11 protein-coding genes are annotated in these 14,256 nt (G+C 74.7%); 6 read left to right on the top strand and 5 right to left on the bottom strand.

Going from position 1 to position 14,256, the window contains the following annotated elements:
* Positions 1–20: 20 nt before the first annotated feature.
* Positions 21–2,084: a phospholipid carrier-dependent glycosyltransferase gene (locus tag LMU33_RS06945; protein WP_228618286.1), complete on the bottom strand. Its 2,064-nt coding sequence runs from the start codon at positions 2,082–2,084 to the stop codon at positions 21–23.
* A 92-nt stretch (positions 2,085–2,176) separates the two neighbouring features.
* Positions 2,177–4,084, bottom strand: a complete 1,908-nt coding sequence (locus LMU33_RS06940; RefSeq protein WP_228618284.1) for a phosphatase PAP2 family protein — start codon at positions 4,082–4,084, stop codon at positions 2,177–2,179.
* A gap of 192 nt (positions 4,085–4,276) precedes the next feature.
* Between LMU33_RS06940 and LMU33_RS06935 the strand changes: the two genes are divergently transcribed.
* Positions 4,277–4,462, top strand: a complete 186-nt coding sequence (locus LMU33_RS06935) for a hypothetical protein (RefSeq protein WP_228618282.1) — start codon at positions 4,277–4,279, stop codon at positions 4,460–4,462.
* A 5-nt stretch (positions 4,463–4,467) separates the two neighbouring features.
* Positions 4,468–6,309 (top strand): hypothetical protein, encoded by a 1,842-nt coding sequence (locus LMU33_RS06930; protein WP_228618280.1) that lies wholly within the window; start codon positions 4,468–4,470, stop codon positions 6,307–6,309.
* A gap of 6 nt (positions 6,310–6,315) precedes the next feature.
* Here the strand turns inward: LMU33_RS06930 and LMU33_RS06925 are convergent, their stop codons facing one another.
* The gene (locus tag LMU33_RS06925) at positions 6,316–6,978 is read right to left on the bottom strand and encodes a nucleoside/nucleotide kinase family protein (protein ID WP_228618279.1); all 663 of its coding nucleotides are present in this window, start codon (positions 6,976–6,978) and stop codon (positions 6,316–6,318) included.
* Positions 6,979–7,063: 85 nt separating this feature from the next.
* On the opposite strand from LMU33_RS06925, the gene LMU33_RS06920 reads away from it, so the two are divergent.
* Positions 7,064–7,804: an HAD family hydrolase gene (locus tag LMU33_RS06920; protein WP_228618277.1), complete on the top strand. Its 741-nt coding sequence runs from the start codon at positions 7,064–7,066 to the stop codon at positions 7,802–7,804.
* Positions 7,801–10,173, top strand: coding sequence for a glycoside hydrolase family 65 protein (locus tag LMU33_RS06915; protein ID WP_228618276.1), 2,373 nt, complete (start codon positions 7,801–7,803; stop codon positions 10,171–10,173). The genes LMU33_RS06920 and LMU33_RS06915 overlap by 4 nt, the downstream gene beginning before the upstream one ends.
* Positions 10,174–10,295: 122 nt before the next feature.
* Here the strand turns inward: LMU33_RS06915 and LMU33_RS06910 are convergent, their stop codons facing one another.
* Positions 10,296–11,189 carry a M48 family metalloprotease gene (locus LMU33_RS06910; protein WP_228618274.1) on the bottom strand — a complete coding sequence of 298 codons (894 nt, stop codon included), beginning with the start codon at positions 11,187–11,189 and terminating at the stop codon, positions 10,296–10,298.
* Entirely contained in the window at positions 11,186–11,569 is a 384-nt protein-coding gene (locus LMU33_RS06905; protein ID WP_228618272.1) for a BlaI/MecI/CopY family transcriptional regulator, read from the bottom strand. The genes LMU33_RS06910 and LMU33_RS06905 overlap by 4 nt, the downstream gene beginning before the upstream one ends.
* A gap of 167 nt (positions 11,570–11,736) precedes the next feature.
* Between LMU33_RS06905 and LMU33_RS06900 the strand changes: the two genes are divergently transcribed.
* Positions 11,737–13,215: a hypothetical protein gene (locus LMU33_RS06900; protein WP_228618377.1), complete on the top strand. Its 1,479-nt coding sequence runs from the start codon at positions 11,737–11,739 to the stop codon at positions 13,213–13,215.
* Positions 13,212–14,192, top strand: coding sequence for a lysylphosphatidylglycerol synthase transmembrane domain-containing protein (locus LMU33_RS06895; RefSeq protein WP_228618270.1), 981 nt, complete (start codon positions 13,212–13,214; stop codon positions 14,190–14,192). The genes LMU33_RS06900 and LMU33_RS06895 overlap by 4 nt, the downstream gene beginning before the upstream one ends.
* Positions 14,193–14,256 lie beyond the last annotated feature (64 nt).

Here is a 14,256-nt window from a genome sequence, read left to right as displayed (position 1 = left end):
AGCGGGTTGAGCAGCAGGTTTCAGCGCTGGAAGAGGCTGATGGAATGGCCCACGTCACCGGCCGGCCGGCTGCTGCGGACCAGCTCGGCGAGCCGTCCGCGCGCCTTGGCGAGCACGGAGTCCGAGACCACCAGCAGCCCGTGCACCCGCTGCGGCGCCACCGTGCGCGGATCGGCGGCGTGGATGCCGTAGTACGACGGCACGCCGCTGCCCTTGTACACCAGCCACACCCGCTCGCCCGGATACCGCCGGAGCCGGTCGGCGAGCCGGCCCAGGTCCTGTCCCCAGTCCACGTTGGAGTCGTGCAGCAGCCGGTGGGTGCGGGCGGGGCCGCCGAAGGCCTCGTTGGAGTACGGCAGGTAGCAGGGGAAGGTCCGCAGTGAGCTCACGGCCGTGAACAGCACGAGCGCGGCCGCCGCGGCGCCCGTCCACCGGCGGCCGGGCCGGGGCACACAGGCCGCTGCCACCGCGAGGGACATCGGCACGAACAGCGCGTACCGCGTCCCGAAGTCCCGCGACCCCGTCATGGCCGCCGCGAGCAGCACGCCGGGCGGCAGCAGCACGTACGGCGCCGCGGGCCGCAGCCGCCGTACCGCCACGACCGCCACCGCACCCGCCGCGCCCAGCGCCAGCAGCCCGAGCGGCGTCTTCACCAGCAGCGCGGCCGGCAGGTAGTACCAGAGCGAGCCGGTGTACAGGTGGCCGAACAGATAGCCCTGCCACGGGTAGTCCTCCATCCCGAACTGCACCCGCATGCCCGCGCGGTAGGCGCCGGGCACCGGCAGCAGGTCCACCAGCCGGCCGCGCAGCCCGTGCAGGGCCGGCACCGGTTCGGCGGGGGAGAACCGCAGCGCGGGGTCGACGGCGAGATACGCGGCCCAGACGACGGCGAGCGCCACCAGCCCCACGACGACCGCACCGGCCAGCGCCGGCGGCACCTCCCGCCGCCGGTCAGCGGGGGCGTCCGCGAGGGCGGAGCGGGCCGTACGCCGGCGAGGACCGGCCGGGGCCGTGAGGGCGGACAGGACCCGCCGGGCCCGGCCCGTGCGCGTGAGCGGCCCGCCGGTCGGAAGGGTGTCCCGTTCCCGCCCGTCGTCGCTGGTGCCCGGGCCGTCGGTGTGCGGTGTCCGCCGTCTTGGGTCGTCACCTGTGTTCGGCCCGCCGGATCCCGGCGCCTCCCGCTCCCGGCGGGGGCTCGTGTCTCGGCGCGCACCGGTCGGGTGCATGTCCCGTTCCGGGCCGATGTCCGTGTGCCGTCCGCCCCTTGGGCCTGCCCCCCGTGCCCGGCCCGGGCCCGCGTCCGGCCGGGCCCGCCGCGGCAGCCCCGGTCCCCGGCGCGCCGCCAGGACGGACACCGCTGCCAGCACCGTCAGCACCGGCACCGCCGGCAACGCGCTCATCTTGGTCGCCACGGCCGCGCCGAGGGCCGCCCCGGCGAGCGGCAGGTACAGCCCGGGCCGTCGCCGCGCCCGCCACAGCAGCCAGGCCGATGTCAGCACGAACCCGGCCGCCAGCACGTCCAGTGTGGCCAGCGAGCCGTGGGCGATCAGATCGGGGGAGAAGGCGTACAGCGCGAGCGCCACCAGACCGCCCGCCGTGCCCGTCAGCTCACGGGCGAACGCGAAGGCGACCAGCCCGAACAGCAGCGTCAGCACGATCACCGGAAGCCGCGCCCACAGCATCACCCGCCAGGGGTCGTTGCCCGACTCGTACAGCAGATGCCGGCCGACGTCCCCTTGGGTGCCGGTGTACGAGGGGTCGTAGTGCGGGTCGGCCACCGCCACACCCAGCGCGATGAGCAGCTTGCCGAGCGGCGGATGCTCGGGGTTGTAGCGGATCCGGTGCTCGTGCAGATAGTCGGTGGCGGTCGCGACGTACACCGGCTCGTCGATGGTCGGGGTCTGCTGGACGGCCGTGGTGACCATCGCCGCGGCCATCTGGGCGAGCAACAGCGCGGCGAGCAGCGGCACCAGCCACCGCCGGTGGCGGCGCAGCCAGGCGTACGGGCGGCCGGGGGCCGGCCGCGGCGGCCGCTCGGTGGCAGCCGCACGGGTGAGGAGCAGGTGCTGTTCGCGCGCCATCATCCGCCCCGCGGTGGCACCGGCCGGGGGACGGCGGGAACGATCGTGGGCCGGATCATGGCCCTACTGTCGCACCGCTCCCGCCGCCGGAGGCGTCACCGCTTCACGAGTCGTACCGACAGACCTTCTGCCGTGTACACGGGTACGGCCCGCAGCCGGTCGGAGTTCACCTCGATCCGGATGAACCGGCCGCGCAGCCGGGGAACGTCGACGACCGGCAGGGTGCTGCCCTCGGCCGGCGGCCGCTCGGTGTCCAGTCGCAGCGACAGCACCGCCGAGTCGCCCAGCACGGCGAGGTGCTCGACCGTCAGGGGCGCCTTGCGGCCGGCGCGCAGGGTGACCTCCAGCGTGCCCGCGTCCTGCGCGTACGCGCCGCGCACCCGCAACCGCCCGGCCACCCGCAGCATGCCGCCCGCGACCCGCACGTCCCCGTGGCCGAGGGCGTCCTCGGAGCCGGCGGCCAGCGTGCCCTCGGCCAGCACCGTCCCGCCGGTGTAGCGGTTGCGGCCGGTCAGTGCCAACGAGCCGGTGCCGCGCTTGGTCAGGCCGCCGCGCCCGTCGATGTCGTTGCGCCAGGCGTCGGCCGCCGAGAAACCGCCCGCCGCCGCGTCCAGCGTGACCGAGACGTCCGAGTCGAAGGCGCCGTAACCGTCCGCCGCGGCGAACAGGTTCAGCCGCCCCCACTGCTCGAAGCCGTCGAGGAGGACGTACCCGGAGGGCAGGCCGGTGGTGCGGAGCACCTCGCGGCGCTGATCGGCCGTCAGATACGGCAGCCGGGTCTCCAGCAGCACCTCCGCGCCCTTCGGCACGGTCAGCGGCAGATCGCGGCCCTGCCGGGTCAGGACGTACGTCAGCCGGGGCCGGACCGCGCGGGAGTTGGCATCCCGGTCGGCGTACGGGTCGGCGCCGGTGTGGGCGTAGGCGTACAGCGTGTCGGCGGTGGTGCCGGTCTGCGCGGTGAAGTAGGCGACGGCCTGGGCGCGGGCGGCGGCCTTCAGCTCCGCGTTGGCCGGGTCGGCGAGAGTGGCCGCGGCGAGAGCGGTGGCCATGATCCGGCCGCCGATGACGTCCACGGGGTGGTGCATGCCGGCCACGATCCTGGTGTGGCTCAGCTCGAACGCGCGGGCCACCAGCTCCTGGAAGCGCTCGGGTACGGCGTGGGCGTAGGCGAGCGCGGCCAGGTGGAAGGCGTTGGTGTGGCCGCTCGGGAAGCCGCCGTCGTCGGCCGGGGAGGTGCCGCGCTGGCGCAGCAGCTGCGGGGCCACGACCACCGGCGAGTCGTACACCGGGAAGCCGAACGTGTCCGTCCTCCCGGTGTCGACGACCTCGCTGTCCTCGGTCAGGCGCCACGGACGCGGGTACTGGTAGGCGTACTTGGCGGGGTTGCCGGAGGCGTAGGGGCCGCGCACGGTGTCGACGAGTTCGGCGACCTTGCCGAGAGCCGAGTCGTGGGCGCCCGCGCCGAGTGCCGAGCCGGCCGGGGCGTCGGCGGGCACGGAGTCGCCGACGGTGGTCGCGGGTGTGCCGTCGGGCGCGCTCGTGATCGACGTGACCGCCTTCGCGCCCGCCTTGTACAGGCCGGCGAGAGGGCCGAGACCGGCGATCATCGCGTAGCTCTGGTGCTGGCGGTCGTAGACGAACGCCTCCTTCGCCTGCGCGTCGGTGCGCGTCTGCGTGACGCGGGCGCAGTGGTCCAGGTCGGCGCGGAGCACCTCCGGGCGCAGCGGGGTGCCGGTGTTCCAGGCGGAGCCGGTCTTCCACACCTGGGCGAAGCCGCCGAGGATCCGGACGACCGCGTTGGTCTCGGGCGTGAGGTTGGCGATGACGTTGGTCTTGTAGTCGTCCACGAACGCGGCCGGTGCGGTGGCGGCCCTGGCGTCGGCCGCCGGCAGCCATGCGGCGACGGCCGGGACGGCGAGCACGCCCGCCGACGCGGCCAGCGAGGTCTTGAGGAACCCGCGCCGGTTCGGCAGGGAGGAGGGGTGCCCGGCAGGTGACGGCATGCCTGTGCCTCTCAGGAGTCGTCCACGGGGGGCCCGTCCGGATGTGCCGACTTGTGCGATCCCGTGGAGAAGCAGGGAGAAGAAGTTGAACGGGTGAATATCTAGGGGTGCGGTGTGTCCCGCCGGGGAGCCCCCGGTGATCTCCGCGTGGTCGGCGGGTGAACGCGGGGCGCACGACGCACAGAAACGCCCTTGGCCGCACAGGAAGGCACGTCGGGGGGTTACTGCCGTCGGCGCGGCGGTCGCCTCGCCGACGGCGCCTTTCACAGCGCGATGTTCGCCATGCCGACACTCGCCCTCGCCTCGACGCTCATCTGCTTCGTCGGCTTCAAGGCGAGACTGGTGCAAGGCCTGGCCACCACCGGAATGAAGGGCTGAACAGCGTGCATCTGCCCTACCAGCGCGGCCCGTTGCACGACCTGCCGGACACCCCCGAGGCGTACGACGCCGTCCTCGCCGACGTCACCGGGCAGGCCCTCGCCCGGATGACCCCCGAGGGCAGTCTCGAACACCCCGACGCCCACGACGACATCGGCGACACCTCCCTCGGCATCACCTCGCTGCTCGCCCTCGCCTGGCAGCGCGGCAGGGACCCCCGGCTGCCGGAGGCGGTCCGCCGCAGCCTCGCCTTCCATCTGCGCGAGCGCGTGTACCGCGAGGACAACCCCGGCTACCCGAACCTCAGGTTCACCAACTCTGGCCTGCCGTACGCCCGTTACGTGCTCGAAGCGGGCGCCCACCCCATCGGCGACTGGCCCAGCACGGCCTGGGCGCTGCTCCAGGCGGTCAACGTCCTCGACGCGGGCGACGGCCTGCTGGACGACGAACAGCGCGGGGAACTGCGCGAGGTGGCGCACGGCTACTGGCGCCGGCTGACCGAGGCCACCTTCTTCAACCCGCAGCAGGCCGGCAACCAGGCCATCGGCTGCGTGGTCGGCGGCCTGATGCTCGCCCGCCATCTCCCGGACGGGCAGGGCTCGTCGGTCCGGGCACGCGCCCTGAGCCTGTACGCCGACGAGATCCGCGCCCACCGCGTCCGCGACCGGGGCGCCCTCCTGCCCCCCGAGCACGGCGGCGCCTACGACAACAACTACGGCCCGATCTCCCTGTCCTTCCTGGCCCAGGCCCACCGGGTCAGCGCGGAGCGGATCTTCGCCGAGGACGGCGACACCCTCGCCCGGTACATCGACGCCCGGCTGACGTCCGGCGGTTACGACAACGGCGGCCCCCGCTACAGCGAACAGCACTCCGGCTTCGAATCCGTCCTCGGACTGCGGTACTTCGGCGCGCGCATCGGCGCCGACCTCGGCCGCTACCGGGGCGACACCCGCTGGGGCCGGCACGCGGTCCAGCGGGACGGCCGGATCGACGGGCACTTCGCCTTCATGCTGGTCTGGCAGATCCAGGACCCCACCCGCTGGCACCGCACCCCCTCCACCGCACCCGCCCGCCACCAACTGCGCTCCGGCACCGTGTCCGTGGCCTTCGACAGCCGGATGACCCCCTCGCTCATCGAGGCGGGCGGCACCTACCACCTGCCCGCGGCCGTGCGCCGCCGGCACGGGTTCGGGCCGGTCACGGACGGCTTCCTGCTGTGCCGCCCCATGGGCGAGGTCCGGGTCGCGGACGTCCGCGCCGACGGGCTCGCGGCGAAGCTGGTCACCAAGCCGGTCGTCGGCCGCGACCACGTCCTGCGTCATGTGCGCTCACTGTACGTCACCGACGGCACCAGCCTGTGGGTGACGGTCGCCGTGGAGCGGCTCGACGGGGCGCCGTACCTGCTGTCCGGGATGCCGTACGCCGCCGACGACGGCGACCGGGTGCGCCGCACGGCCGAGGGCCAGGTCACCTCGGCGGGCGGCCTGCGCCTCACGCACCCCACGGGCTCCGGCCCCGACCACTTCGACGCCCGGAGCGAGCTCACCCAGGAACAGGCCGCGTTCGCGCTCGCCGCCGACCCGCGCGGCTACGGCAACCCCGACGAGGGCTGGCACCACCTGGTCTCCTCCAGCGCCCTGGAGGCCGAGCCGGCGCCGGGCGCCCCCGAGGGCCTGCACGTGTTCGCCGTGCGGTACGGCCCGGGAGCGGCGTTCGCACCGGTGTTCGAGCCGGCGTCGAAGGAGGGCGCGGACGGGTTCGTCGTACGCACGGAGGCGTTCACGGCGGTCGTCGGCGCGGTGGCGGGTGACAGCCGTGGGGAGCCGTCGCTGACCCTCCACCGCTGAGCGTCGTCAGCGCTCGGGGAGCACCGGTGCGGGCAGCGCGCCGGCCGGCACCACCAGGTCCGCCCGCTTTCGCGTCGTCGCCACCAGGTCGGCGTTGTGCTGGTCGGTGCCCAGCACCCAGGTCACGGCCGCCTCGTGGTCCTTGCCGAACTCCTCGTGCCGGGCGACCAGCCGGCGGATCCGCTCGTCCTCGTCCGCCTCGCAGAACCACACCTCGTCCAGGCACGGCCGCACCCGCGCCCACGAACCCTCCGCCACCAGCAGGTAGTTGCCCTCGGTCACCACCAGCCGGGCGGCCGGCGGCACCGGGATCGCGCCCGCGATCGGCTGCTCCAGCACCCGTTCGAACCCGGGCGCGTACACCACGTCCTCGGTGTCCTCGCGCAGCCGCCGCAGCAGCGCCGCGTACCCGGCCGCGTCGAAGGTGTCCGGCGCCCCCTTGCGGTCCCGGCGGCCCAGCCGGTCCAGCACCACGTCGGCGAGGTGGAAGCCGTCCATGGGCACGTGCGCGGCCCAGGGCGGCCCGTCGGCGTTCAGGGCGCGCACCAGGTGCTCGGCGAGCGTGGTCTTGCCCGCCCCGGGGCTGCCCGCGATGCCGAGCACGGCACGCCGGCCGTCCCGGACGAGGCCACGGGCACGGTCGAGGAGGTCGTCGAAGGTCAGCGGCACACTGCAGAGTGTGTCACCAGGAGTTCGAGTCGTGTGTGGCGCGTGCCACTCACTGGACGGCGCCCCATGGGGAACAGTGCTGGGTATGACTCAGCTCGGTCTGCCCGACACCATCCAGGCCTGTCTCTTCGATCTCGACGGGGTCGTCACCAGGACGGCCGTCGTGCACGCGGCCGCCTGGAAGGAGACGTTCGACGCGTTCCTGCGGGACTACGCGGGGGAGCAGGGGCGGCCGTTCGACGCGGTCGCCGACTACGACGAGTACGTCGACGGCCGTCCCCGCGCCGACGGGGTCCGCGCCTTCCTCGACTCGCGCGGCATCCACCTGCCCGAGGGCACCCCGGAGGATCCGCCGGACGCCCATACCGTGCACGGCCTCGGCAACCGCAAGAACGTCCTGCTGCTGGAGCGGATCCGCACCGGCGGCGTGGAGGCCTACGAGGGCACCCTGCGCTATCTGGAGGCGGTCCGCGCCGAGGGACTGCGCACGGCGATCGTCTCCTCCAGCGCCAACTGCCGTGACGTGCTGCGCTCCGTCGGCGCCGAGCACTTCTTCGACGTACGGATCGACGGTGTGGTCGCCGCCGAACGGCACCTGCCGGGCAAGCCGCACCCCGACACCTTCCTCGCCGCCGCCCACGACCTGGGCGTCGAACCGTCCCGGGCCGCCGTGTTCGAGGACGCGCTGGCCGGCATGGACGCGGGCCGCGCGGGCGGCTTCGGGTACGTCGTCGGCGTGGACCGCGTGGGCCAGGCCGACGCCCTGTACGCGCACGGCGCGACCGTCGTGGTGCAGGATCTCGCCGAACTGGGAGGCAAGCAGTGATCACCGACCGGTCGTACGGCGTGGAGCCGTGGGCCGTACGGGAGACCGCCCTCGACCTCGACGTGCTCGCCCAGAGCGAGTCGGTGTTCGCGCTGTCCAACGGGCACGTCGGCTGGCGCGGCAACCTCGACGAGGGCGAACCGCACGGCCTGCCCGGCAGCTACCTCAACGGCGTGCACGAGGTGCACCCGCTGCCGTACGCGGAGGCCGGCTACGGCTACCCGGAATCGGGCCAGACGGTCATCAACGTCACCAACGGCAAGATCCTCAGGCTGCTGGTCGACGACGAGCCGTTCGACCTGCGGTACGGGCGGCTCGTCGCCCACGAGCGGGTTCTGGACCTGCGCCGCGGTGTGCTGGAGCGGACCTGCGAGTGGACCTCCCCGGCGGGCTCCACCGTCCGGGTGCGCTCGACCCGGCTGGTGTCGCTGACCCAGCGGGCGGTGGCCGCGGTGGCGTACGAGGTGGAGGCCGTCGGCGGCCGCAGCCGGGTGGTGATCCAGTCCGAGCTGGTCGCCAACGAGACCCTGCCCGAGGCGAACGGCGATCCGCGCGCGGCCATGGCACTGCAGTCGCCGCTGGAGCAGGAGGACCACTTCGCCTCCGGCGGCCGGCTGCGGCTGGTGCACCGCACCCGGCGCAGCGGCCTCAGGGTGGCCGTCGCGGCCGACCACGTCGTCAGCGGCCCCGAGCGCACCACCACCCGCAGCGAGAGCGGCACCGACGTGGCCCGGCTCACGGTCACCTCCGTACTGGAGCCCGGACAGACCCTGCGGGTGGAGAAGCTGGTCGCCCACGGCTGGTCCGGCACCCGCTCACTGCCCGCGATGGCCGACCAGGTCGACGCCGCGCTCGCCGCCGCCGCGCACGACGGCTGGCAGGGCCTGCTGGCGGACCAGCGGGCCTGCCTGGACGACTTCTGGGCCCGCGCCGACGTCGAGACGGACGGCGACGAGCAGGTCCAGCAGGCCGTCCGCTTCGCCCTGTTCCACGTCCTGCAGGCCGGGGCCCGCGCCGAGCAGCGCGCCATCCCCGCGAAGGGCCTGACCGGCTCCGGCTACGACGGGCACGCCTTCTGGGACACGGAGATGTTCGTGCTGCCCGTGCTCACCCACACCGCCCCCGCTGCGGTCGCGGAGGCGCTGCGCTGGCGGTACAACACCCTGGACGAGGCCCGCGAACGCGCGGCCCAACTCGGGCTCGGCGGCGCTGCGTTCCCCTGGCGGACGATCGCGGGGCCGGAGGGCTCGGCGTACTGGCCGGCCGGCACCGCCGCCTTCCACGTGAACGCCGGCATAGCCGACGCGGTGGTCCGGTACGTCGAGGCCACCGGCGACACCGCGTTCGAGCGCGAGGTCGGCGTGGAACTGCTGGTGGAGACGGCCCGGCTGTGGCGCTCGCTGGGCCACCACGACGCCCACGGCGTCTTCCACATCGACGGCGTCACCGGCCCCGACGAGTACAGCGCGGTCGCCGACGACAACACCTACACCAACCTCATGGCCCGGCAGAACCTGCTCCGCGCGGCCGACGCCGTCGAACGCCATCCGCGCGAGGCGGCACGGCTCGGCGCGGACGAGGAGGAGAGCGCGGCGTGGCGGGACGCCGCCGAGGCCATGCACATCCCCTACAACCACGAACTCCGCGTCCACGAGCAGCACGCCGGGTTCACCCGCTACCAGCGCTGGGACTTCACCGGAACCCGCCCCGACCAGTACCCGCTGCTGCTGCACTTCCCCTACTTCGACCTGTACCGCAAGCAGGTCGTCAAACAGGCCGACCTGGTGCTGGCCATGTACACCTGCGGCGACTTCTTCGAAAAGGGGTACGACGACGAGGACGCGGACGGCGCGGAGCAGATCGCCCGGAACTTCGCCTACTACGAGCCGCTGACCGTGCGGGACTCCTCCCTGTCGGCGTGCTGCCAGGCCGTGGTCGCGGCCCAGGCGGGCCATCTGGACCTCGCCTGGGCCTACACCACCGAGGCGGCCCTGATGGACCTGCAGGACCTGGAGCACAACACCCGCGACGGGCTGCACATCGCCTCGCTGGCCGGTACCTGGATGGCGCTGGTGGCGGGCTTCGGCGGGATGCGCCGCGACGGCGAGCGGCTGCGGTTCGCGCCGCGCCTGCCCGAGCGGCTGAGCCGGCTCGCCTTCAACGTGGAGTTCCGCGGCCGGCGGCTGCGCGTGGACATCGGCGCGGACAAGGCGACGTACGCGCTGCTGGACGGGCCGCCGCTGACCCTGCGGCACCATGGCGAGCGGCTCACCGTGAGCACCGACGAGCCGGCGGTGCGGGCGGTGCCGCCTGTGTTCCGCCGACCCACCCCGGAGCAGCCGCTGCATCGCGCCCCGAACGGCGGTTGAGGCAGGCGCGCCGCTGCGCGCGCCGGGATCTGTCGTGGGGCGTCTGCCGCACCGCCGTGGCCGGTCGCGCCCACACGGCGCAGCCGCATGTCGATACAGCCCCGAGCCCCTTGAGGGCGCTTTCAGTTCAGGACGCCGGACAGTTGCCGCAGCAGATCGCCCGTCGCGTCGGCCGCGAGCAGCGCGGACACGGTGCCCAGGAGGAGGACGGCCGCCGCCGCGGACCACAGCCGTGGGGGCGGGCTGGTCTGCAGGGCCGCGATCCGGCGGGTGACGGCCCGGTCGGTGAAGTGCAGGGCGCAGGCGGTGCGGGCCCGGCCGGCGGTGAGCGCCGCCCGGGCCAGCGTCCGGGCGGCGATCCGCCGGTCGCCGACCGTGGCCGCGGCCTGCTCGTCGGCCCACCGTTCCACGAGGAAGCCGACGGCCCTGCGTACCGGCCCGAGCAGCGGGTCGGCCGCCGCCGCGAGTGTCGCCGCCGTGACCAGCGGCCCGTGCCGGTGGGCGAGATGGGCGCGCTCGTGGGCGAGGAGCACCCGCCGCTCGGCCGGCTCCAGCGCGCGCAGCATCGCCGAGGTGACCAGGATCCGGCCCGGTCGTCCCGGGATCGCGAACGCCTGCGGCACCTCGGAGGCCGCGACGATCAGCTCGGTGTCCGCCGGGTGCCCCGCGCACAGCCGGCGCAGGGTGCGGCGGGTGCGGCGTTCGGCGCGTACGGCCCGGTACACCCGAACGGCGACCGCCACCAGGGCCAGGCCGGCGGCGATGCCGATCGCCTCGGGCACCGGATTCGTCACCGGATGCCCGTCCTCGCGGGCCTCGCGGATCAGCGGCGGCGCGTGGCCGAGGAGCGCGGCGGCCAGCAGGACCAGTGACCAGGTGGTGGCCGCGGCCGTCAGTACGGCCGCCGAGGTGAGCACGCGCGCGGCGAGTGCCGGAGCGCCCCGGCGGGCGAGCGGCGGGGCGACCACCGACAGCAGCAGGGACAGCACCAGCGGGGTGTACACGTCGAACCTCATGCGCCGCCTCCGGCGAGCAGCTCGCGCAGCGCCCGCTCCTCCTCGGGGCTCAGCCCGGTCACGAACTGCTGGAGCGCGGCGATCGGGTCCGGGCCGCGGTCCAGGGCCTCGTGCATCGCCTCGGCGGTCAGCTCGGCCGCGTTCTTCGCCGGCCGGTACGCGCCGCGCCGCCCGGCGGCGTCCCGCAGCACCAGCCCCTTGTCGTACAGGCGTTTGAGGATGGTGTGCACCGTGTTGTAGGCGAGCGCCCCGTCGATCTCGGCCTGGATCTCGGCCGGGGTCAGTGGCCGTTCGGTGGCCCAGAGGGTGGCCAGCACCTCGCTCTCCAGCTCACCGGCGCTGCGCCGCTCCGCCCTGCCGCGGGACCCTGTGCCAGCCATACCCCAACCTTACAGCGCGTAGTGCCGTCGGCCGGATGGCCCCGTCCGCCCGGCATCAGGCAGGTATTCGCGGTAGTTTGACGGTGTTTTCCCCGACTCCCGTCCTGGACCCTACGGGTTGTAGGGTGACAAGGGTCTCCACACGCCGTGGGGGCAGAGGGGTGATGATGGCCGGCAGCGCGCACGCCACACTCGCCGGACTCCGGCGCTCACGCTCACCGCGCACGTCCGACGGCACCCGGCCGGTCCCCGCCACCGCCCCGCTCGCGGCCGTCGCCGCTGCCTTCACCCTGGCCCAACTGCTCCTGGTCCGGCCCGGCATGGGCCTCGGCTGGGACGAGGCGGTGTACGTCAGCCAGGTCAGTCCCCAGGCCCCCGCCGCCTTCTTCAGCGCACCCCGGGCCCGGGGCGTCTCCCTGCTCGTCGCGCCCGTCGCCTCCTGGTCCACCTCCACGGCCCTGCTGCGGACCTACCTCGCCGTCCTGTCCGGCCTCGCCCTGTACCTGGCTCTGCGCGCCTGGCGCTGCCTGTTCCCGGTACGCGTCCTCGCCCTCTCCGGCGCCCTCCTCGCCTCCCTGTGGGTCACCCTGTTCTACGGCCCGCAGGCCATGCCCAACTACTGGGTCGCCGTCGGTGCCCTGGCCGCCGTCGGATGTTTCCTGCGCGCCCGCGCCGACCGCAGCGCCCTGTGGGGCCTGGCGGCGAGTGCCGCGCTCATGGCCCTGATGCGGCCCATGGACGCCGTCTGGGCGGTGCTGCCGCTTCTCGCCCTCGGCCTCGCACGCCGCCACCGGCGGGCGCTCGTGGTGCTGCTCGCCGGGCTCGCGGCCGGTGCCGCCGACTGGGTGGTCGAGGCGTACGCCGACTACGGCGGCCCGGTGCGCCGGCTGTCCGAGGGCTCGGCGATCCAGGGCGGCCTCGGCTGGCACCTCGCCGTCGTCGACCAGCTGCGCAGCCTCAGCGGCCGGGCGCTGTGCCGGCCGTGCACCGGCGCCCTCCCCAACCCGCTGGTCACCGTCTGGTGGTTCGTCCTGCCGCTGCTCGCCGTGCTCGGGCTCGTCGTCGCCGTCCGCGCCCGGCGTACGACGGTCACGCTGCTGCCGTTGGCGTGCGCGGCCACCGCCGCCTTCCCGTACCTGTTCATGATCGGCTACGCCGCCCCGCGCTTCCTGCTGCCGGCCTACGCCCTGCTCGCCCTCCCGGTCGCCGACGCACTGACGTACCTGGTCACGGCGCGGCGCCGGCCCTGGCGCCCGGTCGTCGCCACCCTGGTCTGCCTCGGACTCGCCGCCCATCTCGCGGTGCAGCTGGCCGTCCTGGAGAACACGGTCCACAACACCACCGAGGACCGTCGCGGCTGGTCCCGCACCGCCGCCTCCCTGCACCGGCTCGGCGTCCGCCCGCCCTGCCTGCTCACCGGGGACGGTGCCATCCCCGTCGCCTTCTACACCGGATGCTCCTCGGCCGAGACGACCGGGCACAACGCCAACAGCACCGGGGAGGCCATCGTCGGGACCGCCCGGCGGATCCCGGTCGCCGCGCTGGTTCCCGACGGCACCCGGCCGCCCGGCTACGCCCGCGACTGGCCGTCCGAACCGCTCGACGGACAACGGCTGTACTACTCCGTGCCCGGGGGCGGCCGATGACGTCCCCGCCCCGTACCCGGGAACGGCCACTTCAGTCCCCGCCGGAACCCGCCCCGTCCCTGGGCCGCCGGCAGGCCTGCTGGCACGCCGGCGTCCTGCTCGCCGTCCTGCTCGGTGGGCTCTACCTGGCCCGCCGGCACTGGCCCGCCCTCGAGAGCGGCGCCGGGCGGCTGATCGGAGCCGACCAGGGCTGGCTGCTGGTCGGCGCGACGGCGGCTCTCGGCACCTGGGCGGCCTCGGCGCTCGCCCAGCAGGGTGCGGTGCTACGGCGGCTGCCCGGATCCCGGCTCGTCGCCGCCCAGTTCGCCGCCTCCGCAGCCAACCACCTGCTGCCCGCCGGGCTCGGCGCGGGCGCGGTGAACCTCAGGTTCCTGATGCGCTGCGGACTGCCCGCCGGCCGCTCGGCCAGCGCCCTCGCCGTCAAGGCCACCGCCGGTGCGACGGTCCGCCTGACACTGATCGCGCTGCTCGCCCCGGCCTGCCCGGGACTGCTGCGCCCGCCGCACCCCACCCCGACGGCCCTCGCCGTCGCCCTCGGCGTACTCGTGCTGCTCGCGGCCCTGCCGGTCACCCCCTGGTGGGCGCGCTGCCGCCGGGGTCTGTCGGCCGTCCTGGCCGACATCCGTGCCCTGCACGCCTGTCCCGCGCGAGCGGTGGCCCTGTGGGGCGGCTCCCTCGCCTTCGCCGCGCTGCACTCGCTCGTCCTCATCGCCGTCACCCAGGCGGTGGAACTGCCGCTGCCACCGCTCCAGGTGGCCCTCCTCTACCTCGCTGCCAGCAGCGCCGCCGCCCTGCTGCCCACCCCGGGCGGGCTCGGCTCCCTGGACGCGGCGCTCGTCCTCGCCCTCACCGTCTCCGGTGCCCCCGGCGCGGCCGCCGCCTCGGCCGTGCTCGGGTACCGGCTGCTGACCGTGTGGCTGCCCCTGCTTCCGGGGCTGCTGGTGCTCGGGGTGCTGGTGCGGCGCAATGCCCTGTGACGGACCGGGCGTTTCCCGAGCGCCCGCCGCAGGTAGGAGTCGGGGTGCCGTCACACGAGGGGGA

The sequence above is a fragment of the Streptomyces barringtoniae genome (assembly GCF_020819595.1).
GTDB classification, from domain to species: domain Bacteria; phylum Actinomycetota; class Actinomycetes; order Streptomycetales; family Streptomycetaceae; genus Streptomyces; species Streptomyces barringtoniae.
The sequence above is the reverse complement of the archived record's forward strand: the minus strand, read 5'-3'. Positions and strand labels throughout refer to the sequence as shown.

Excerpts from the sequence above, each read along its gene's own strand:
- LMU33_RS06940 (WP_228618284.1), bottom strand. The coding sequence starts at position 4,084 with ATGCCGTCACCTGCCGGGCACCCCTCCTCCCTGCCGAACCGGCGCGGG.
- LMU33_RS06905 (WP_228618272.1), bottom strand. The coding sequence starts at position 11,569 with ATGGCTGGCACAGGGTCCCGCGGCAGGGCGGAGCGGCGCAGCGCCGGT.
- LMU33_RS06910 (WP_228618274.1), bottom strand. The coding sequence starts at position 11,189 with ATGAGGTTCGACGTGTACACCCCGCTGGTGCTGTCCCTGCTGCTGTCG.
- LMU33_RS06945 (WP_228618286.1), bottom strand. The coding sequence starts at position 2,084 with ATGATGGCGCGCGAACAGCACCTGCTCCTCACCCGTGCGGCTGCCACC.
- LMU33_RS06920 (WP_228618277.1), top strand. The coding sequence starts at position 7,064 with ATGACTCAGCTCGGTCTGCCCGACACCATCCAGGCCTGTCTCTTCGAT.
- LMU33_RS06895 (WP_228618270.1), top strand. The coding sequence starts at position 13,212 with ATGACGTCCCCGCCCCGTACCCGGGAACGGCCACTTCAGTCCCCGCCG.
- LMU33_RS06900 (WP_228618377.1), top strand. The coding sequence starts at position 11,737 with ATGGCCGGCAGCGCGCACGCCACACTCGCCGGACTCCGGCGCTCACGC.